Source organism: Aliiruegeria sabulilitoris (assembly GCF_001558155.1).
Taxonomy (GTDB): Bacteria; Pseudomonadota; Alphaproteobacteria; order Rhodobacterales; family Rhodobacteraceae; genus Tropicimonas; species Tropicimonas sabulilitoris.
On sequence record NZ_LOAS01000002.1, the window covers coordinates 171,472 to 192,208 of the forward strand.

The 20,737-nt window shown below is 63.0% G+C and carries 18 protein-coding genes; 8 read left to right on the top strand and 10 right to left on the bottom strand.

The window, feature by feature from the left end; translation table 11 throughout:
* The first annotated feature begins 70 nt into the window (after nt 1–70).
* On the top strand, nt 71–2,137 hold the full coding sequence (locus AX756_RS03015) for a DEAD/DEAH box helicase (protein ID WP_068308521.1): 2,067 nt from the start codon (nt 71–73) through the stop codon (nt 2,135–2,137).
* A gap of 31 nt (nt 2,138–2,168) precedes the next feature.
* Here AX756_RS03015 and AX756_RS03020 read toward each other — a convergent pair whose 3' ends face one another.
* The 6 genes from AX756_RS03020 to AX756_RS03045 all read right to left on the bottom strand — a co-directional run bounded on the left by AX756_RS03020 (nt 2,169) and on the right by AX756_RS03045 (nt 7,644).
* A complete protein-coding gene (locus tag AX756_RS03020; RefSeq protein WP_068308522.1) occupies nt 2,169–3,644 on the bottom strand; it encodes a sulfotransferase in 1,476 nt (491 codons plus the stop codon).
* Entirely contained in the window at nt 3,641–3,868 is a 228-nt protein-coding gene (locus tag AX756_RS03025) for a hypothetical protein (RefSeq protein ID WP_231700968.1), read from the bottom strand. Before AX756_RS03025 ends, AX756_RS03020 begins: the two co-directional genes overlap by 4 nt.
* A complete protein-coding gene (locus tag AX756_RS03030; protein ID WP_068308526.1) occupies nt 3,856–5,166 on the bottom strand; it encodes an arylsulfotransferase family protein in 1,311 nt (436 codons plus the stop codon). Before AX756_RS03030 ends, AX756_RS03025 begins: the two co-directional genes overlap by 13 nt.
* Before the next feature lie 103 nt (nt 5,167–5,269).
* Nucleotides 5,270–5,689 carry a GtrA family protein gene (locus AX756_RS03035; protein ID WP_068308528.1) on the bottom strand — a complete coding sequence of 140 codons (420 nt, stop codon included), beginning with the start codon at nt 5,687–5,689 and terminating at the stop codon, nt 5,270–5,272.
* Nucleotides 5,686–7,122, bottom strand: coding sequence for a UbiA family prenyltransferase (locus AX756_RS03040; protein ID WP_231700969.1), 1,437 nt, complete (start codon nt 7,120–7,122; stop codon nt 5,686–5,688). Before AX756_RS03040 ends, AX756_RS03035 begins: the two co-directional genes overlap by 4 nt.
* Before the next feature lie 222 nt (nt 7,123–7,344).
* A complete protein-coding gene (locus tag AX756_RS03045) occupies nt 7,345–7,644 on the bottom strand; it encodes a hypothetical protein (RefSeq protein WP_068308530.1) in 300 nt (99 codons plus the stop codon).
* Between the two features lie 263 nt (nt 7,645–7,907).
* Between AX756_RS03045 and AX756_RS03050 the strand changes: the two genes are divergently transcribed.
* The 4 genes from AX756_RS03050 to lipB all read left to right on the top strand — a co-directional run bounded on the left by AX756_RS03050 (nt 7,908) and on the right by lipB (nt 12,984).
* A complete protein-coding gene (locus AX756_RS03050; RefSeq protein ID WP_068308531.1) occupies nt 7,908–9,353 on the top strand; it encodes an ATP-binding protein in 1,446 nt (481 codons plus the stop codon).
* 10 nt (nt 9,354–9,363) lie between these two features.
* Nucleotides 9,364–10,047, top strand: a complete 684-nt coding sequence (locus AX756_RS03055) for a response regulator (RefSeq protein ID WP_068308532.1) — start codon at nt 9,364–9,366, stop codon at nt 10,045–10,047.
* Between the two features lie 173 nt (nt 10,048–10,220).
* Nucleotides 10,221–12,215, top strand: a complete 1,995-nt coding sequence (locus AX756_RS03060) for an acyltransferase family protein (protein WP_197431048.1) — start codon at nt 10,221–10,223, stop codon at nt 12,213–12,215.
* A gap of 28 nt (nt 12,216–12,243) precedes the next feature.
* Complete coding sequence (lipB, locus tag AX756_RS03065) at nt 12,244–12,984, top strand: lipoyl(octanoyl) transferase LipB (protein WP_082738904.1); 741 nt, start codon at nt 12,244–12,246, stop codon at nt 12,982–12,984.
* A 55-nt stretch (nt 12,985–13,039) separates the two neighbouring features.
* Here lipB and AX756_RS03070 read toward each other — a convergent pair whose 3' ends face one another.
* Nucleotides 13,040–14,419 (bottom strand): peptidoglycan-binding domain-containing protein, encoded by a 1,380-nt coding sequence (locus AX756_RS03070; protein WP_082738905.1) that lies wholly within the window; start codon nt 14,417–14,419, stop codon nt 13,040–13,042.
* 288 nt (nt 14,420–14,707) lie between these two features.
* A complete protein-coding gene (locus AX756_RS03075) occupies nt 14,708–15,454 on the bottom strand; it encodes an SDR family NAD(P)-dependent oxidoreductase (RefSeq protein WP_082738906.1) in 747 nt (248 codons plus the stop codon).
* 250 nt (nt 15,455–15,704) lie between these two features.
* Here AX756_RS03075 and ctaD point away from each other — a divergent pair, with 250 nt between their 5' ends.
* The 3 genes from ctaD to AX756_RS03090 all read left to right on the top strand — a co-directional run bounded on the left by ctaD (nt 15,705) and on the right by AX756_RS03090 (nt 19,098).
* Entirely contained in the window at nt 15,705–17,378 is a 1,674-nt protein-coding gene (gene ctaD / locus AX756_RS03080; protein ID WP_068308542.1) for a cytochrome c oxidase subunit I, read from the top strand.
* Nucleotides 17,379–17,676: 298 nt separating this feature from the next.
* Complete coding sequence (locus tag AX756_RS03085) at nt 17,677–18,177, top strand: DUF2244 domain-containing protein (RefSeq protein WP_068308544.1); 501 nt, start codon at nt 17,677–17,679, stop codon at nt 18,175–18,177.
* A 6-nt stretch (nt 18,178–18,183) separates the two neighbouring features.
* On the top strand, nt 18,184–19,098 hold the full coding sequence (locus AX756_RS03090; protein ID WP_068308546.1) for a glycosyltransferase family protein: 915 nt from the start codon (nt 18,184–18,186) through the stop codon (nt 19,096–19,098).
* Between the two features lie 18 nt (nt 19,099–19,116).
* Here AX756_RS03090 and AX756_RS03095 read toward each other — a convergent pair whose 3' ends face one another.
* Both AX756_RS03095 and AX756_RS03100 read right to left on the bottom strand, forming a co-directional pair.
* Nucleotides 19,117–19,548: a GNAT family N-acetyltransferase gene (locus AX756_RS03095; RefSeq protein WP_082738907.1), complete on the bottom strand. Its 432-nt coding sequence runs from the start codon at nt 19,546–19,548 to the stop codon at nt 19,117–19,119.
* A 67-nt stretch (nt 19,549–19,615) separates the two neighbouring features.
* Nucleotides 19,616–20,449, bottom strand: coding sequence for a type II toxin-antitoxin system RelE family toxin (locus tag AX756_RS03100; protein ID WP_068308548.1), 834 nt, complete (start codon nt 20,447–20,449; stop codon nt 19,616–19,618).
* Nucleotides 20,450–20,737 lie beyond the last annotated feature (288 nt).

A 20,737-nucleotide genomic window follows, 5' to 3' on the forward strand; every position in this document is an offset into this window, starting at 1 on the left:
GTAGATTGCGCCATCGCCTTTCCAGCGGCTTCGAAAAGACGGGCCGCACGTTTCAGCCGAAAGTCCTCCCGTGAAAAAAGCCCTTGCCGATGCGCTCCAAGAGCGCGGATATACCAATCTCACGCCTGTTCAGGAGGCGGTGACGCAGCCTGAACTGGAGGGAGCTGACCTGTTGGTCTCGGCACAGACGGGGTCCGGAAAGACTCTTGGCTTCGGTCTTGCCATCGCTCCCACGCTCCTGCGCAGCGACGAGGCTTTCGGCTCCGCCGGCGCACCTCTCGCGCTGGTCATCGCGCCGACGCGGGAGCTGGCACTTCAGGTCAAACGCGAGCTTGCCTGGCTCTACGCAAAGGCCGGCGCGATGGTTGCATCCTGTGTCGGCGGCATGGACATGCGCGACGAGCGGCGCGCGCTGGCACGCGGCGCCCACGTGGTCGTTGCCACGCCGGGGCGACTGCGGGACCATATCATGCGCGGCTCGATCGACCTGAGCGCGATCCGCTCCGTGGTTCTCGACGAGGCCGACGAAATGCTGGATCTCGGTTTCCGCGAGGATCTGGAATTCATCCTCGACGAGGCCCCCGACACTCGACAGACGCTGCTGTTTTCCGCGACGGTCCCAAAGCCGATCGAGCAACTGGCCCGCAGCTATCAGAAAGAAGCCGTACGTATCGTCACGCGTTCCGAGGCCAGCCAGCATGCCGATATCGAGTATCGCGCCATGCTGGTTGCCGATCGTGACGCCGAGAGCGCGGTCATCAACACGTTGCGTTACCACGAAGCGCCCAATGCCATTGTCTTTGGCAACACGCGCGAGATGGTCAACCGGCTGACCACACGCCTGTCCAATCGCGGCTTCCAGGTGGTGGCGCTGTCGGGCGAGCTCTCGCAGACCGAACGTTCTCACGCGTTGCAGTCGATGCGGGACGGGCGTGCTCGCGTCTGCGTGGCGACCGATGTCGCCGCGCGCGGGCTCGACTTGCCGAACCTCGACCTCGTGATTCACGCGCAGTTGCCCTCCAACCACGAAACCCTTTTGCACCGTTCGGGACGCACGGGTCGTGCCGGGCGCAAGGGCGTCAGCGCGCTGGTCGTTCAGCCCAAGTTCCGCAAGAAGGCCGAGCGTCTTCTGGCTGCGGCCAAGATCAAGGCCGAATGGGGCGGCGCGCCGACGGCAGAGGCGGTTCTGACACGCGACGAGGAGCGGCTTTTTGCCGATCCGATCTGGCAGGAAAGCTCCAATGAGTCCGAACCCGAGGTGATCGCAAGGCTCGTCCAGAGCTTCCCGGCCGAAAAGATCGCAAACGCCTTCCTGAGCCTCTACCGCGCCCAGCATTCCTCTCCCGAGGAGTTGACGGAAATGGACGCGGCACCGAAACCGCGCCGCGAATTCGGGCCCAGCGTCTGGTTCTCGCTCTCCATTGGCCGCGATTCCGGCGCCGATCCGCGTCGTATCCTGCCAATGGTCTGCAAGGCCGGCGGGATTACCAAGATCGATATCGGCGCGATCAGGCTCAAGCAGGAAGAAAGCTATGTCGAGATCGCCGAAGCCAGCGCGGATGCATTCTGCGAAGCGCTCGGCCCCGGCATGATCGTGGAAGACGGCGTCGTGGCGACCCGGTTGGACTCGCCGCCGTCCCTGCCCGCCGGACCCCGAAACGCGCCCTCCAACAAACGCTTCGACGCGAAGAGTGGGCCGGGCAAGCCGCGTCCTGCCGAGGCTGGCAGCCCCAAGCCCGAGTGGAAAGGCAAGCCGAAGGCGGACTGGAAGGACAAGCCGAAAGCGGATTGGAAAAACAAGCCGAAGCCCGACTGGAAAGACAAACCGAAGGCGGATTGGAAGGACAAGCCGAAGCCCGACTGGAAGGACAAGCCCGCCCGCGCCGCCAGCCCCGATAGCGACGAGGCCGCCGCCCCGCGCAAGCCCCGCCACAAGGCGAGCAAGCCCGCAAAGACGTGGGACAGGAGCGAAGCCAGCACTTCCGAAGGCACGGATAAGCCTCGCAAGCCGTACGTGAAAAAAGGCGCGCCGCCCCCGGCGGGCAAGCCATCGAGCAAGAAGAACAAGGCAAGAGCCAAGCCGGTCGCGCCAAAGAGCGCCCGTGGCGGCGATGCGCTGCCGCGACGCAAGAAGTAATCCGTCCGGCCGCGCGGCACGCCTTGTGCGATCAGCCGCGCACGGCGCCTTTTGACAACTCTGCGTAGATCTCCTCGGCCTCTTTCAGCAGGCCGGGAGAAAAGGCGCTGGCATTGAAACTGTCCGCCCCGGCCCGGAAATGGCCGGTGAAATCGGCACCGTTATCCGGAATTCCGCTCGCTTCGCACAGTGCCTGCATCGTGGCTTGCGGTTGCGTACGCAGGTCGTCTTGCGTGACGCAAAGGCAGGCATCGCGTTTGCGAGCGATCTCGTTGAAAGCCGCGATCCAGTAGGACAGCCAGAAATCCGGCTCAGTTGCATCCCGTGCGGTCGGGTCGAAGCCATCAAAGGCGATCGGTTTCAGAAGCGCGCCGAATTCCAGGTGGCCGATATCGCGCATGTAGCGGCGGGTGAAGGCATCGGTCGCGTGCCGTTCGAGGAAATTGCGGTGCTGCCGCAGGAGAGAGGCCGCATGTGCGCCGGGGCTGCGCAGCGGCACGACGATCCGGCAACCGGGGAACATCGCGGGCAAGAGAGACAGCCGAGCGATATTGGCGTTGTTCTTGGACAGGTAATGCACCTTGCCGCTCGACGCGGTCTCAGGCCGCCGCAGATGTCCGATCTTGGCAAAATGGCGGTCGAAGGCATCTTCTGCCCGCGGCTGCTGATCGCTCTCCTGCCAGAGCGAAATGCGCCGCGCGCCATATTTCTCCGGCCAGTAGAGACCCCACAGGATCTCGTCGAAGGCCTCCGGGCTGTCGAGGTCGATTTCCATGCCGTCGCCATGTGCACGTTCCCGGCGCGCGACCGCGCGGGCACGGCTGCCATAGGCGCGCGCCCAGGAGAGCGGCGCGGTCAGGAAGGGCATGTCGCGGTAGCGATGGGTGGCAACCGAGGGCAGCCCGTGCAGCGCGTTCAGAACCGCTGTCGTGCCACCGCGCGCCAGCGAGGTGATGAAGACGGGATGGGAGAGCTTGACCTCGGAGATCGTCTTGGCGAACAGCCGGTCGTCCAGGCGCCCCAGCCCCCGCATGACCGCCGGCGAGGCGAATGCCAGCGTGTGCACCAGTTGGTCGCCCGCGTTATAGGGCTCGTCACTTGCCTCTGTCTGTGTGGTGCCGAAGCTGCGCGAGATCCAGCCGCCAACAAGAATGGCGACAATCGACACGCCGATGATGAATTCCCACCGCAGCATCATGTCCATGCTGGCCGCATAAGGAACAAGACCGGCCAGATCCGCCGCGAAGATCGGCAGGGCGGCCAGCGCGAAAGTTGCCAGCAGACGGGTCGTCAGCCCGAAGGTCTTGCCGATCAGGGAGAGCCCGGCCTTCTGCACCGCGCGTTCCTTGGCCGCGTCGTCCATATCCGGGTCCGACATGGCCGAAACGCCGGCCTGAACAGACGACAGGACGCTCTTGGCCGAAGACGCAATGGCGGTTTTCCAAAGGCCGATGCCGAAACACAGAACCACGACAAGGCAAACGGCAAGCGGCGCGAGGACGCTCATTTCTCGGCGCCAGCCCCTTGGTCAGCCTGCTTTTTGCCCTTCAGCATGCGCTTGAGCGGATACCAGAGAAAGCCGACAACCAGCAGCACGACCCCCACGATCAGCGCCCCGGTGATGACGATGGCGCCAAGCCCGGCCCCCGGGCCGATATAGGCCAGCGCCGGATTGGCCGAGATCAACAGAGCCGCACAGAGCATGGCGGCCAACTTGCTTAGTTTCCGCATTTCGATTTCGCCTCTTCAAAGAATGTCTTGTCCAGTTGCGGCGGCAGCACCTCGGCCCAGAAAACCCGCCAGACCTCACCGCCTTCGGTCTGGTTCTGGAACCGCCACGCCAGTTCTCCGTCAGCGGTATATTCCAGAACCCGCCCTTCACCAGCCGATGTGACGAGGATATTTCCGTCCGACAAGCGCTGATGCATCCCCATGATCTCGGTATAGAAGCCCACCTCCGGATCGGCACCGTCAATCAGGACGGAGAGCTCCCCGGTTGCAGCGTCGATCTCGACGATCCGGCTGGCGGCCGTCTGCAGCCCGTCCGACTTGGTGAAACTCCTGTTGTCGAAGATCGAGATCCGGTCTCCGCCGGCGAAATCCGGATCATGGTGCCGCATGACACGCCCTGAGCTGACGAACTTGACGCGTTCCAGGTCGGCATCGAACACGATGATCGTATGGATGTTTCTCAGCGAGAGCATCACGTCGCCGGGCGCGAACAGGGTGGAGTCCATGCCTTCCGGGAAGACCTCGACATCGTTCAGATGCAGGGTGTCGCCCGTCACGGGCAAGGCAAGGTTGTTGAGGTCCGACATGAAGAGCAGGCCCTCGTATCCGGCCTTCGTCAACATCTCCAGGATCTGAACAGTCTTCAGGATCTCCCCGTCCGGGCTGATCTTCTGAAGAGTCCAGTTGAGCACCTGCGGCTGATGGAGCGGATAGGGCATCGGCGCGTCCGAGGGGCGGATTTCGGCGGGAACCCAGATCGCGCTGTTCTCGTCGATATGGACGGAATGGTGGCCGAGATTTTCCAGTTTCCACAGGATCTCGCCGCAGACATCCATACGAAAGGTGCTCTGGTGGTCGAAATTCGCCACCAGCGATCCGTCCGGCAGGAAACCGACGCCATGCAGGTACATGTTCTGCACCGGCCTGCGCGGGAAATCGCCCTCCCCGTCGGGCCAGATCTCGGTCCAGTTGGTCGCGTATGTGTGGATCAGATTGCCCGCGCGATCGATCACCCGCACTTCGGCGATGCGCTCGTCCAGGCCCGCGGCCATGGCGACAAGCCCGGGCTCCAGCGCGTCGGGCAGCAGGGTCGCAACCGGCTCCGGCAGAGGCGCGGTCGTGGTCTCCAGGATGCTGTCGCTCGGGGAAATCACCTCCCGGACCGTGTTGTGCAGCTTGATGACCGCCGGAACGGGCGGCCAGGCATTGCGGTAGCCATAGACGCCATAGAGGAAAGACCCCGCGATCACCGTGACGGAAACCGATGTGAAAAAGATCGTGCGCGACCAGTCCGTCAAGACATCACCATGGCGTCGCGCCCCTTTCGGCTTGCCGCCCCCAAACGCATGCAGCGGCGGGACAGACTGTCGTTCAGGCTTGTTTTCACGTCTCTTGCGCTCCTCAAGCTGGCTTCATCCGAGCGTCCGGAAAGACGAATTTCCGGTCGAGATTGAACTTCACGACATATCCGACGCCCAGGCCCAGCACCGCGCCGACCTCGCGCGCCAGATCCGTCTGCCAGATCGCCCATGCCGTGGCCTCTGCGCCCCAAAAGATGGCAGTCGTGACCAGGCCCATCGCGGTGTAAAGACTGAATTTGCGTCCGTGTACGGCGACACCGGTGCTTTGGTCGTGAAAGATCCAGCGCTTGTCGAGGATGTACTTGATCACCAGCCCGACCAGCGTTCCGGTCGCAATGGCCGCCATCAACCACAGGCCTCCGTCGCCCCTGAGCAGCACAAGGCGCTGTGCCAAAAGGTTCGCCAGCGTCGCGATCACGACAAAGAAGGCATAGAGAATCACGAGCCGCGCTGTCGTCACAATACTGCCCCCCCAACCGCGAAGCCCAGGATGACGAGGAAGGCGATGCGGCTGTTCTTGTCCCGCACCGCAAAGACGACCGGGTCGTCATGCATATGGCCGCGATGGGTCAGCATCACGATGCGACTGATCCAGTAGAGCAGCACAAGGCAGACGCCCCAGAGCGTCCCGGGCAGGGAATAGAGCTGGGCCACCGAAGCGGAGTTGACGTAGAGCGCGAGCACGAGCACCGCCACGTAGCCGGAACTGATCGCCATCATCGAAATGACCGGCAGGTCCTCGGTCTGGTATCCGCGCCCGGAGACGTCGAGCTTGCCGCGCTTTTCGTTATCCACCAGCTCTGCCTGCCGTTTCACCGCCGCGAGCGACAGGAAGAAGAAGATCGAGAAGGCCAGCAGCCAGACCGATAGCGGGATCGCCGTGGCCGCCCCGCCCGCCACGATGCGCAGCGTGTAGAGGATCGCGAGCGTGCAGATGTCGATCACGACCCGGCGCTTAAGCGTCATCGAATAGGCCGTGGTGGTTGCGAAATAGACCAGCATGAAGAACAGGAAAGAGCGCCCGAGTAGAAGGGAAACCACGACGCCCAGGCCGAGCAATCCCGCTGCCAGCCAGGTTCCATGGTGAATCGGAATCGCCCCGGCGGCGAAGGGACGGGACTTCTTGCGCGGATGCGCGCGGTCCGCCGACAGGTCCAGCAGGTCGTTGAGCACATAGACCGAGGAGGCCACAGCCGAGAAGGCCACGAAGGCCAGCACGCTTTGCAGAACGCTCAGGGCGGTGAAGTGATGCGCGGCCAGCATCGGCAGGAAGATCAGCAGGTTCTTCATCCACTGATGCGGGCGAAGCGCCTTGAGATAGGTCCGCGCGGGCACGCTCTCGGCGCCGATATGTTCGGCTTCTACGCCCAGTGACGCCGCCGCCTCCCGGAGTTTCCGCGGGGCGTTCACGGTGATCGCCTTGCCTGCCTTTTCCCAGACAGGCAGGTCCGCTTCCGCGTCGCCCATATAGGCAAAGCCGCCCTCGCCGAAGCGTTCGACAAGGAAACGGGCTTTTTCCGCGCCTTTGAGGTTGGTTGTTCCGTCCGAACCGTGCACCTCGTCGAAGATGCCCAGATGCTCGGCGATCTTCTCGGCAATGGGCTGGGTCGAGGCCGTCACAAGGGCGGTCCGCCCGCCTTCCGCGCGCCATGCCTTGACGTACTCGATGACGTTCTCGTCAAAGGGCAGGGTTGAGACATCGACCGAGGCCACCTCGAAAAGCGCCTGCTTCAGCTGTGCCTTTCCATGGCCAAGCCGGTGGACCGCTTTCAGCGTTCCGCGCACATCCTGCCCGAGCCCGGACCAGAAGCATTCGAACAGCATATCCGAGCGCAGCAAGGTGCCATCGAGGTCGACAGCCAGAACCCCTGAGCCAATCTCTTGATCTGTCAAAATTTTTCTCACACTGCTCTTTTTTGCGACGAAGTGTAGCAAAGAGGCAGTCGCCGTGTATCCCCTCAAATTCCAAGCTTTTCACCTGTTGCGCCGAAGCCCCGCTGCCGTGATCCGGAGGCAGGATACCCTTGGCCGAAGGCATAAAAAGCCGGCCTGCCGGGGAAGACGACAGGCCGGCAGTGCTGCCGTTTCCGGCAGACCTGCTCACAACGGGACGAGTCAGGATTTGGGGGGCCGCGGGGCGCCTTCCGGCAGGCAGGCGACTTTCTTGTCCGGCGTTTCGATGCATTGGCCAGAAACGGTGTCCTCCTTGCCGCGAATGGTCATCTGGCAGGCATCGCCCACCACCTTTCCGCTGCAGGCTTCGAGCGCTTCAGGCGGCGCCCCGGCAGGACGCCCCTGCCCGGATTGCTGGGCCTGTGCGATGCCGATGAAGAGGCTGGCCATCGCCACGACAACGCCAATAGCAATGAGGCGCGAAAGGATAAGCTGGCGGGCGGCTCGGGGCAGACGGTGCATGATGTGGGCTTCCTGTTTGTTTGAACCTCGATGTCCACAGCTTTCTGAACGCGCTCCGTGCAGGTAGAATGGAGGGAAAATGAAGACACATTTTTTTTGACTATCTGACGAACACTACGCGCCGGTGAAACAATCCGGGCGGTGGACGGCCCTCACCTGGGCCTCGCGGATCATTGTCCGAACGCCCCACCTGCGCACCATTTCGTAGCCCGAAACTCCGGGATCTTCATTTTCCCTGCAAATTGCTCGATAGATTGCGCAGCATGAACCGATTTCGCCGCTCCCTGGCATTACAGTTTTTCGCAGCCTTCGCCCTGACGGCCGCTCTGGTCGTGGCGACGCTGGCCGGGCTGGTCTCTTTTTCCATGCGGGACGGATTCTCGCGCTACCTGTTGCAAGGTGAATTGTTGCGGCTGGACAGGCTGGTCGTGGAACTGTCCGAGCAGCATGATCCCGCCGACCCAGGATGGCCGGATCTGACGGACGATCCCGAAACCTGGAACCGTTTTCTCGCATCCAATGCCACGCCCGAAGATCGCCCCCCGAACAGGCCCGAAATCCGGCCCGATATGGGGCAGCCGGGCCCCGGCAGGAAGCCATTCCCGCCGCCGCCCGATGCAGGCCCGCTTCGGCTCAACGCCCGCATATTCCTGATGTCCCCGGATGGCACGCTCCTCGTTCCGCCGCTGGTTCCCGGCAGCCTTTCGGAACGCCGGGAGATCCCGGCTGCAGAGGGCACCGAATTGCTCGGATATATTGGCCTGACCGCCCCGCGCAGCGGGCGCAGCAAAACCGATCTCTTCTTCCTGAGAGGGCAGACCCAGAACCTCCTGCTCGCCTCGCTCTTTGCGATAGGCGTCTCGGCATTGGCGGCAAGTCTGCTCGCGCGCCACCTGCTACGGCCGATAAAGGCACTGGAACGGGGAGCTCGAACCCTGACCCAGGGCGATTTCGACCACCGCATTCCCAATGACCGCGAGGACGAGCTGGGCCAATTGATCGAGCATACGAACACCCTCGCACAGAGCCTGCAAGACGCCCGCGATGCCGAGCAGCGGTGGATCTCCGACACATCCCACGAGTTGCAGACACCGCTCGCGGTGCTCCGGGCCGAGATCGAGGCGATGCAGGATGGAATCCGCAAGGCCGACACACGCACCCTGAACGAAATGCACGATGCGGTCATGCGCCTGTCCCGGCTGGTGGCCGATCTGAAAACACTCTCCTTCTCGCGTGAAGGCCGCACCGCCGTTGCCGCCCGCCTCACCGACTTCAGCGATTTGCTCAACCTGCGGCTCGATCATGCCGAGATGCGCCTGAACGAGACCGGACTGACCGTGGAACGCGAGATCGGAGAGGGACTCGAACTCCACTGCGATCCTGACCGCATGGCGCAGGTCATGGACAACCTGATCGAAAACACGATGCGATACACCGCTGTACCCGGAACGATACGGCTCACCGCCTATCAGGAAGGGAACGAGGTGATCGCCATAGTCGAAGACACCCCGCCCGCGCCTCCCGATGAGGCGATGGGTCTCCTCTTCAATCGCTTCTATCGCGCGGAAGCCTCCCGCACCCGGTCCCTTGGCGGCTCGGGGCTTGGCCTGTCCATCTGCTCGGCCATCGTCGCCGCGCATGACGGCACCATCGAGGCAGACCGCTCGCCGCTCGGCGGGCTGCGCGTAAGATTGGCGCTCCCCAAATAAGGACCCGCAGATGACCACACCCAGCCACATTCTCGTTGTCGAAGACGAACCTGCCCTTTCCGATATCCTGCGCCAGTACCTGGAACAGGCCGGCTATCGCGCCACGATCCTGAACGCGGGCACCCGCGCGACCGAGACGATATTGGAGACCGCTCCCGATCTCGTCATCCTGGACCTGATGCTGCCCGGCAAGGACGGGCTGACGATCTGCCGCGAAGTGCGGGCGAAAAGCGATGTTCCGATCATCATGGAAACGGCCAAGGTCGAGGAGATCGACCGGCTCCTGGGCTTGGAGCTGGGGGCAGACGATTACATGTGCAAGCCCTTCTCGCCGCGTGAACTGGTCGCTCGTGTGCGGGCGATCCTGCGCCGCTCGGTACCGCGCGATGCCCGCGAACCGGCCAATCCTCATGCGATCGAACTGGACGAGAACTCCTGGCGGGCGAGCGTTGGGGGCGAACCGCTCGACCTGACGCGCCGAGAATTCCAACTGTTGCAAGTGCTGCACCGGCGCCCCGGTCGGGTCTATTCGCGCTCGCAACTGCTCGATTTCGCTTTCCCCGAGAATGCCGCCATCATCGACCGCACGATCGACAGCCACATCAAGAATATCCGCCACAAGATCAAGGCGGTCAGCGGTGATTGGGACCCGATCCGATCCGTCTATGGCGTGGGCTATTCCTACGAGGAATAGGCCTAGGCTGGCGGCTCCGGCGCTGGCGAGCTACGCCAGCTACCGCCGGGGCGATCTCCATCAAGCTTAACCCGGTGGTAACTACTATCGGCGCAAAACGGCGATGAGTTGCCCGAAAGGGCGCAGGCTAGAATCGCCGGCCCGTGCCGGCCGCATCCAAGGCATGTGGATCGGTGATCCGTTACCGCACCGACATAGACGGGCTCCGCGCCCTCGCGATCCTCCCGGTGGTCCTGTTTCATGCCGGAATCCCCGGATTTGACGGCGGATTTGTCGGGGTCGACGTCTTCTTCGTGATCTCGAGCTTCCTGATCACGACGATCATCTTCCGTCAGCTCGAAAACGGCCGATTCTCGTTGTTGGATTTCTACGAGCGCCGCGCCCGGCGCATCCTTCCGGCACTCACGGTGATGATATTGGCCACATTTATCGTGGGAAGCCTCGTTCTGCTTCCCGCCGAAATGGCCGCGCTCGGCAAGTCGGCCGTGGCCACGGTCCTGTTCGCCTCGAATTTTCATTTCGCGGCGAGCCAGGACTATTTCGCCCCGGCTGCCGAGCTTTCACCACTGCTGCATAGCTGGTCCCTCGCCATCGAGGAGCAATTCTACCTGCTGTTCCCTCTCCTGATGCTCGCGCTTTTGCGGTTCGGACGATCCGTCCTGAAAGCAAACCTGGGCTTGCTGGCCGTGGCCTCGCTTCTGCTGGTCACGCTTGCCCTGCCAACCCGCCCTGACTGGGCCTTTTACCTTTTGCCGTTCCGCGCTTGGGAGTTCGCGATCGGCGCAGTCCTGGCCTTGCTGCCGGCCCGCGAAATCATGACGCGCTGGCAGGCGGATGTCCTCGGGGCGGTCGGGCTTGGCGGCATCCTTCTGCCTGTGGCCTTCTACGGTCCTGAAACGGCGTTTCCGGGCCTGACCGCCCTGCCACCGGTCTTGGGAGCCGCGGCCATCATTCTGTCCGGCAGGCATCACGAAACGCATGTGCGCAAATTGCTGGCCCGCCACCCCATGGTCTGGATCGGACTGATCTCCTACTCTCTCTACCTCTGGCACTGGCCCGTGATGGCATTGTTGCGCAGCATTCGGGGCGCCGTGGAGTTGCCCTTCCACGTCGGACTGTCTGCCGCAGTTTTCTCGGTTTTGTTGGCCGCGCTGTCCTATCGCTTCGTAGAACGCCCCTTCCGCCGCATTCCACCTGCGGGACATGCGCGCAAGAGTACCCTAGCCCTATCCGCAGCAACTCTCAGCCTCGTCGCCGGACTGGGTGGCGTGCTCTTGCTCAGTGATGGCGCGCCCTGGAGGCTGCCCGGCCATGTTCAGGCGGTTGCCGCCGCCGCAAAGGATACCGCGCCGCGCCGGGATGCCTGTTTCGGAACGCTTCCAGCCGACGGTCTTTGTCGCATAGGCGCTGCCCCGGCCAACGGCAAAGCCGATTTTCTGCTTTGGGGCGATAGCCACGCGCTGGCCATTCTGCCCGGTCTCGACAAGGCCGCCCGGCGCGCGGGGCTGAGCGGGCTGTTCGCCGGCAGGAGCGCCTGTCTTCCCGTTCCCGGTCTGCGCCGGATCCCCGAGGACCATGCCTGCACGGAACTGAACCAATCCGTCCTGGCCTTTCTCGAAACACGAAAGGATGTCCCACTTGTCATTCTCTCCGGCCGCTGGACCCTCTCCGTGGAAGGGACACGTTTCGGAGAAGAGGCGGGCCACGATATTCACCTTCAAAAGATCCTTCGCAACGGCCTTCCAAGCGCTCCAACGGCGCGAAACGCGGAAGTCGTGGAACACACGCTCGGCGAGACTGTCGCCGCAGTTCGGGCGCACCGCCGCCAGGTCGTGATCCTGGGGCCCGTTCCAGAACCCGGCTGGGACGTGCCCGTGCGAATGGCCAGGAGCGCGCTCACCTTCGGGCGCCCGACACCCGAACCTCTGAGCCGCGCGGCGCACGTGGCAAGATCGGGGCGCACCGAGTCCTTGCTGGCGCGGGTTGCAGGCAGAGATCACGGCACGAGATACATCTCGCTCAGCGGCGTCTTTTGCGGCGAATTCTGTCGAACGACCGACGCCAACGGTATTCCGCTCTATTCCGACGACGATCACCTGACCCGTCGGGCGGCCGAAGCGTTGCTCGAAGAACCGCTTCTGCCGGTGCTGATCGCGGCCCGTCAGTAACCCGCACGGACTTGCTCCCAACCGCGCGATGAGTCAAAGGCTGAAGACGCGAGCAGCTGTGACCGCAAAAGCAAACGGAGCACACCCGATGGTGGAATGGATCACGAGTCCGGGCCTTGTCCCCTATCCGGAGGCCGTTGCCGAAATGGAACGGCGTGCCGCGGCCATTCACGCCGGCACCGAAGACGAGGCGATCTGGCTGCTCGAACATCCGCCACTCTATACGTCGGGCACATCGGCTCGGATCGAGGACCTGCGGGAGCCAGAGCGTTTTCCGGTTTTCGACTCCAAGCGTGGCGGGCAATACACCTATCACGGACCGGGCCAGCGCGTTGTCTATGTGATGCTGGACCTGAACCGGCGCGGGCGCGATGTGCGCGCCTTTGTCGAAGCGCTCGAAAACTGGGTCATCTCGACGCTCGATACCTTCAACATCAAGGGCGAGATACGCCCCGGGCGGGTCGGCGTCTGGGTCACGCGGCCGGAAAAGGCACCGCTGCCGGATGGCTCCCCGCGCGAGGACAAGATTGCCGCGATTGGCATCCGGTTGCGGAAATGGGTGAGCTTTCACGGCATCTCCATAAATGTCGAACCCGACCTGAGCCATTTTGACGGGATCGTCCCTTGCGGGATCACCGGGCATGGCGTCACCAGCCTCGTCGATCTTGGCCTGCCAGTCACGATGAACGATCTCGACGTCGCGCTCCGAGCCACCTTCGATCACGCTCTGCCCATTCCCGACGAAGGCCGGACGAACCCGCCCAAATGAAAGGCGCGCCAAGCCGGCGCGCCCCTCGGTTCCTTTTCGGAAAAGCCTGTCCGCGCTATTGCGCGATGTTGAAGCTCGGCAACGAATTTGCGGCTGCCGGCTGCGGCGCGGTCCCCACCGCCGCACCAGAACCGCCGCCCCGCATCTCCGTCGCCGCGGTCAGGATAAGCTCGGTGCGCCCGCTTTGTCCCGGCGCAAAGACCTGCGTCGCGCCGCGCGCGACGGCATCCGAACTGGCCTGATACCATTCATAAGCGAGATCGACCCGCGAGGATGTCCCGAAACCGGCGGTCAGGTGATGCCCGAGAAGCTCGCCGTAGACCGGCTCGCCCAGAACGACGAGGATCAGGGCCGAGGCCAAGGCCACATCCATGTCATCCACCCGGTAACCGTCGCCGAGGCAGATCCGCGCCGTCTGCGCCATCTGGTTCGGCGCCATGCCGGTGGAAAGCACGAAAGAGGAGACCTTGTCGATCACGGCCGGGCGGTTATTGACGGAAACGGAAGCGACCTGTTCCTTGAGCAGCGGTGCGAGTTGCTTGCATTGCGCCGTAACATCCGCGGCACTGACGCCCTGCACCTGGCTCAAGAGCTTCTCGCTCTGGGCGATCGCATAGGTCCGCGCGAGACAAAACTGCTCGTTGAGCACGATCGTCGGATCGGACATCTGCGACACGTCGGTGAAACCGCCCTTGGCATTGGTCATCAGGTTCACGGCGTTGCAATGCGAGGCGAGCGACCGCTGGCCGACATTTCCGAAGAAGGACGGCATCTGCGGCGCCTTGGAGGCAGCGGCGGCGAGCTGGGTATTGGCCGCCCCGGCCACGGCCCCCGCGACCCCTGCAGTTACGGCTGCCGGGCCGGTGGCCTGCGGTGCCGCCGGGGGCGCCGCGACCACAGTCGCCACGGGCGGTGCCGCGATAACGGTTCCCGGCTGCGCGGTCACAATGCCGGCAGCCTGATCGCGATAGGTGAGCAGCAGTCCGCGCGTTCCCATCGGGTTCGCCGCGATCAACTGACTGGTCGCCGGCCCGCCGGCCAGCGCGCGGTTATGCGAGGTAAGAAGAAAATCCTTCTCATATGTGGTCAGCTGCCCAGTGGCCGGATAGCCCAGAATCGCCTGGTAGCCCGAGACGGCGGAACGGGAATTGCGCCCCATCACACCATCAGCCGAACCAGCATTGAAGCCGAAATAGTTCAAGGCGTGCTGGACCGAGCGGTTCTCAGCCCGCTGCGCCGAAGAGACGCTCGACTTCTTCGTATAAGTTCTCTTGGTATAGGTCTTCTGGCGCGGCTGGCTGGCAATGGCGCTGCCGATAATGCCGCCGATAATGGCTCCGGCGACGGCATCACCTGAACCGGCATTGGCTTGGGGCGCGGGACAAAGCGCGACCGCGCACATGACAATGGCTGAAGTGAGAATGGAAATACGCATCGAACTACCCCCGGATGACACAACTGCGGAAATCACGCTTAGTTTACGTCATCTATGCGTATTCTCAGAGTCCAAATAATGATCAAGCCGCTTGATTTTCCGAAAAATCGACTAATTTTCAGATAGTTCCGCTTCCGCCGGAAGCGCTACCTATGCTTTGAAACCCAAAGCAACGGACGCGAGAACGTATCCCTCACCCGCTCCGGATCTCCCTCGAATCAGCTGGTGAACAGGTACTTTCGATAAATCCGCATCCATTGCCGCCGCCCATGAAGACGGCGCTCCTCATCACACGCCCGATGGAAGGCCAAATGGGCGCAGGTTGGTGACCCCGCCGTCAATCGCAATGGTCTGGCCGGTGATGAAACTTGCATCGTCCGAGGTGAGCAGAGCAGCGGCGCGCCCGACCTCCTGCGTGGTCGCGACACGATGGATGGGCGTCGCATCGATCCAATGGGCGCGGCTGCCCGGATTGGGCTGCATACCGCCGTCAACGGCACCCGGCGCCAGCATGTTGACCCGGATCCGGTGCTGCGCGAGTTCCGCGGCGGCCACGCGGCCAAGCGCTTCCAGCGCGCCTTTCGAGGCCGCATAGGCCGAGCGCTGCGGCACACCGATCCGGCCATGCAGCGAGGTCACGAGCACGATGCGCCCGCCCCGCCCATGCCCACTGGCTTCAGCATCGACCATGCAGCGCGCGACGTCCCGAACCACCCGGAAAGCGCCGATCAGGTTGACATCGAGATGCCCGCGTAGATCCGCCTCCGTGGTGTCGAGGAAGTTCGATGTCCACATGACACCGGCGGCATGGACCAGCGCATCGATACCGCCGAGCTGTTCGTTCGCTTGCCGGACCGCACCGGTGACGGAATCGGCATCGCCGAGATCGAAGGGCAGAAAGCTCATCCCCTCTCGACCGCTCGGTGTGCGATCGAGCCCGACCACCCGGTCGCCGCGTCGGAGAAGCGCCTGGCAGACGGCGTCGCCGAGGGCGCCGGAACATCCTGTGACAACGGTACGGAGGCAAGCAGACATCGCAGAGTTCCGGCAAAGGGAATGGATAGCCCTGTCTTAGCTGCGAGCGGCGCGGGGTGGAACGATTTCCCGCCATGATCCCGGCGCAACGCCCGCCAGGGCGAAATCCCGCATCCGCAATAATGTTTCGTATCGCGCATATTGAATGTTGCCGCCTCTGCCCTATCGCCCTAGGGTAGCCGTCGGACGCGCGGGCACACCTCGGGAAAGGTATGCCCAGATAAACAGGACAAATTACCGGAGGAAATGCATGGCCGATGCTGCCATTCATGGGCATGACCATGAAGACGAGCGGGGATTTTTCACCCGCTGGTTCATGTCCACCAACCACAAGGACATCGGGATTCTCTACCTGATCGTCTCGGCCGCCGTCGGCTTCATTGCCGTCTTCTTCACCGTGCTGATGCGCATCGAGCTGATGACGCCGGGCGTCCAGCACATGTGCATGGAAGGCTTCCGGCTCTTCGCCAGTTCGACTGAAGGCTGTACGCCGAACGGACATATCTGGAACGTGCTGATCACCGCCCACGGAATCCTGATGATGTTCTTCGTCGTCATCCCGGCGCTTTTCGGCGGTTTTGGCAACTATTTCATGCCGTTGCAGATCGGCGCGCCGGACATGGCGTTCCCGCGGCTCAATAACCTGAGCTTCTGGCTCTACGCTGCCGGTTGTACGCTGGCGGTCTGTTCGGTGCTCTCGCCCGGCGGCAACGGCCAGCTCGGCTCCGGCGTGGGCTGGGTGCTCTATCCGCCACTTTCCGTGCGCGAAGGTGGCTTGTCGATGGATCTCGCGATCTTCGCCGTGCACGTTTCGGGCGCCAGCTCGATTCTCGGCGCGATCAACATGATCACCACCTTCCTCAACATGCGCGCACCGGGCATGACGCTGCACAAGGTGCCGCTCTTTGCCTGGTCGATCTTCGTCACCGCCTGGCTGATTCTCCTGAGCTTGCCCGTTCTGGCCGGCGCGATCACCATGCTGCTGACGGACCGCAATTTCGGCACTACCTTCTTCGATCCCGCCGGTGGCGGCGACCCGATCCTGTACCAGCACATCCTGTGGTTCTTCGGTCACCCCGAGGTCTACATCGTGATCGTGCCGGGCTTCGGCATCGCCTCCCACGTCATCGCGACTTTCTCGCGCAAGCCGATCTTCGGCTATCTGCCGATGGTCTATGCGATGGTCGCGATCGGCGTTCTGGGCTTTGTCGTCTGGGCACACCACATGTACACGGTGGGCCTGTCGCTCAGCCAGCAGAGCTACTTCATGCTCGCAACGATGGTGATCGCGGTGCCAACCGGCATCAAGATCTTCAGTTGGATCGCCACGATGTGGGGCGGTTCGCTGGAATTCAAGACGCCCATGCTCTTTGCCATCGGCTTCCTGCTGCTCTTCACTATTGGTGGTGTGACCGGCGTTGTCCTGTCCCAGGCGGGCGTCGACCGGGCCTATCACGACACCTATTACGTGGTCGCCCACTTCCACTACACGATGTCCATGGGAGCGGCCTTCACCATCTTTGCCGGGGTCTATTTCTACATCGGCAAGATGTCGGGCCGTCAGTACCCCGAGTTCCTGGGCAAGGTGCATTTCTGGCTGTTCTTCATCGGGGTGAACCTGACCTTCTTCCCGCAGCACTTCCTTGGCCGCCAGGGCATGCCGCGCCGCTATATCGACTATCCGGAGGCCTTCGCCACCTGGAACTACGTGTCGTCAATGGGCGCAATGCTCAGCTTCGCCTCCTTCCTGCTGTTCTTCTACATCGTCTATGTCACCTTGCGGAAAGGCGAGAAGATCACCGAGGCAAACTACTGGAACGAGCACGCGGACACGCTGGAGTGGACCCTGCCCTGCCCGCCGCCGGAGCACACTTTCGAGACGCTCCCGAAGCAGGAGGAATGGGACAAGGGCGCCGCTCACTGAGGCTGGCCCACTGATCCCGCTCGGATGAGATCGGAGGGCCCCGGTGGAAACGCCGGGGCCCTTTTCAATTGGCGAGCAGATGCACCCGTAGTTCCGCGTTGCGGAGTTTGCAGCAATTCGGGTGCGCGAGACGATCCTTCGAATCTTGCCTTCGGCGCGGATGTTTCCGGAAACAGGATGATAGCTCGCACAAGAGATCCTCTTTCTGGAAATATCCTGGGGGAGAGGCGCGCCTTGCCGCGGCAGGGGCGAAGCCCCCTCTGGACCTTCGCTTCAAGTAGACCAATCAGGCCCCGCCATGCCCTACGAATGGATATCCCCTGACCCCGCCGACCAGCAGCCCCCCCTGCGCGAGCTGCACCTGTGGCCGCACCGCTCCCTGCCCAAACGTGGCTTCGCAGCCTTCATCGGCGGCACCTTCCTGCTGCTGCTCCTGCCCCTCTACCCTGCCATCGGCTCGCCGGTGCTCTGGGGGCTTCTGCCCTTCTTGATGGGGACGCTTGGGCTGCTCTACTGGGCGATCCAGAGGAGCTATCGCGACGGCGAGGTGCTGGAGGAGTTGCGGATCTGGGAGGACAAGGTACGGCTTGAGCGGCATTCCCGCCACGGGGCCACGCAGGACTGGGAGGCCAACCCGCATTGGGTCGAGGTCAAGTTGCACGAGAAGGGTGGACCGGTGACCAATTACGTAACCTTGCGCGGGGCAAACCGCGAGGTCGAGATCGGATCCTTCCTCAGCGACGATGAGCGCGTTGACCTCTACAACGAACTGGCGCGATACCTGCCGAGCAGGGGGTAGATCGCAATGTCACAGGTTCCCGCCACTCCGAAACCGCGCCGGGTGCTGATCCAGGCCGCGGCGGCAACACTCGGTCCGCGCTGGACCTATGAAAAGCTGGCGACGCAATGGTCCGAGCAGGAGGCGCTGGAGCGGCGCGCCCATTCCCGCCCCGGCCCTGTACAGAACCCGGCCGTCGTGTTCCTGACCCCGCTCGTCGGTCGCCATCATGTCGATGACTGGTGCAAGATCGAGGAGCGGCTGGCCGACACCGTCGAAAGCTTCCGCCGCCAGAGCAGCAATCGCTGGCAGGCCGTCATCTGCGGTCAGGATCGCCCGGAGGGAATCTGTTTCGACGAGCAGGTTCGTTTCCTGCCCTTTACCAAACCTTTCGAAGGCAACGACAAATGGGCCAAGCTGGAAGCGCTGTTCCGCGCCCTGCCCGATTTGGGTGTCGCCTCCGGCTATGCCATGCCCTTCGATGCCGATGACATGCTGGCCCCCGGTGCCGTTGCCGAGATGATTGAGCGCAAGCAGCGCGGCGGCTATCTCGTTACCCGCGGCTGGGTATTGGATGCGCAAAGCCGCGAAATCGGCCTCTGCGCACCGCAGACGCTGCTGCACCCGGGCCGCAAGGCGTTCTGGAAGATGTGCGGCTCGTGCGCCGCCTTCCGCTTCGACTTCAGCCGGGACCAGCGCGACGCCGAATACCTCGCCGCCGTCACGAGCCATGAACACCGCATGTTCCCCTATCTGGCCTCGCTGGCCGGTCGTCGGCTGAGCCCACTGCAACAGGAAGCGGTGCTCTACGTGGTCAATCATGGGGAGAATTTCGGCAAGCGTCGCGGGCGGGTGGGCTTCAAGACCCGCTACGTGAAGCGCTTCCCGGTCACCGATCCCGGCACGCTCGCGCGGATCGAGGCGGAATTCCCGATGGCGTGAACCCGAACGGACAACGCCTCACGGGTGCAGACGCTTCTTCATGTGATAGAGCAGCGTCCCTTTCGGGCGGTCTTCGAGCACGCCATAGACCTCGTAACCCATGGCCTCGTAGAAGCCACACGCCCCAACTGTCTTGAGAAAAGCGATGCCCGCGCCCCGTGCAATCGCGGCCTGCTCGACCTGTGACAGCAATTGCCGCCCCAAGCCCTCTCCCCGATGCTCGGGCGCAACCCACAACAATTCGATTTCGAGACCATCCCAGTAGATATTGGCCTCAATCCCGCCTTTGATCTCTCCTGTTTCGGAACGGGCAAAGGCAGCGCACCGCCTGTCTTCGGATTCGGGCGGCAGCCCCGGCATGACCGATAGTTCATATTCTCGGAAACCTGCCTTCAACCGGTCGAGATCGGAGCCGACGGGACAAAATGTAACCTCTATTTCTACCGGCATGAATCGCCGCCCCTTACAACTTTCCACGCCTGTATCATGTCACTGCGTTTACAAGGCTTGATACGGGTCACAGAGACCCCATAGGCCCGCGTTTCTTGCGGCGGAAGACGAGCGCGTCGGGATCGGAGAAATCCCTGTCCGCCCTGTCGGCCTCCCGCTCCTCGTTCGTGCGGCCGCGCGCGAAATAGCCTGACACCAGATCGCGTTGGCTCCGGTCCACCTTCAGGTTCATCTTCTCCCAACTCGCCTTGATCGCCTCGCGCAAGTCCTGCCCTTCGTTCAGCGCCCAGAAACGCCGCTTGGCATCCGGGTGCTGGAACGGGTCCGCATCAACAGGACGCGCCCGTTTCTCCGGCCGATGCCCGGTGGCTAGGTTCAGCAGCGCTTCCGAGGCCTCCTCCGGCAGGAATCGGCAAATGTCGAGCAGCGTGTCCTCCGTCGCCTTGCGAACCTCGTCGAACCAGTCCTCGGGCACGCCGCAATCGAGCAATGTATCGTCGTTCTCGGAGGCGAAGAGCGGCGGTTTCGCGACCGTCTGCTCCACGACGCGCCGGATCACGACCTCCTCCACCCGCTCGCGCAGCACCAAGATCTGGGCGGCCCCGGTGCGCGGATGAACCTCGAGCTTCCGTTTCTCGGCCCATTTGTAGGCGTCGTCGTGATGATCGACATAGGCCAACAGGACGGAACCTCCGCGCTTGTGGATAATCACCCGCAACTCGCGGTTGACGCGAACAGACCAGAAATACTTGTCCTTCGACTTGTCGATCCGGTGGAAGGACAGCCCCGGATTGTCTGGATTCACTTGCAAATCGAAGGCCGTCTGCTTGACGGCGGATTGTTCCTGCTTGGTCAGCTTCTCGAGGCTGTCGGCAAAGGTGTCGGCGATGATCAGTGGCACGTTTCGGCTCGCCCGCGGTTCGGTTGAAGATTTAGTCGACCATAGCCTGCGGCCTGTTTTCGGCAAGCCCGGGCACGCCGCAGATCTGGTAGCAGTTCGGCGGCTTCTCGGCGCTGGCGCTGGTCGGGCTGGAGGCTCGCATCAACGATCGCTGGAGCGTGTACGGCGAATTGAAGACCGCCATGTTCTGGATTGATGTGGACCTGCAATATGGTGGCTGGCTGGAAACCGACATTCCCAGCAACCAGATCGCTTTCAGCGTCAATTACACCCTAAGCCGCTGGTAGG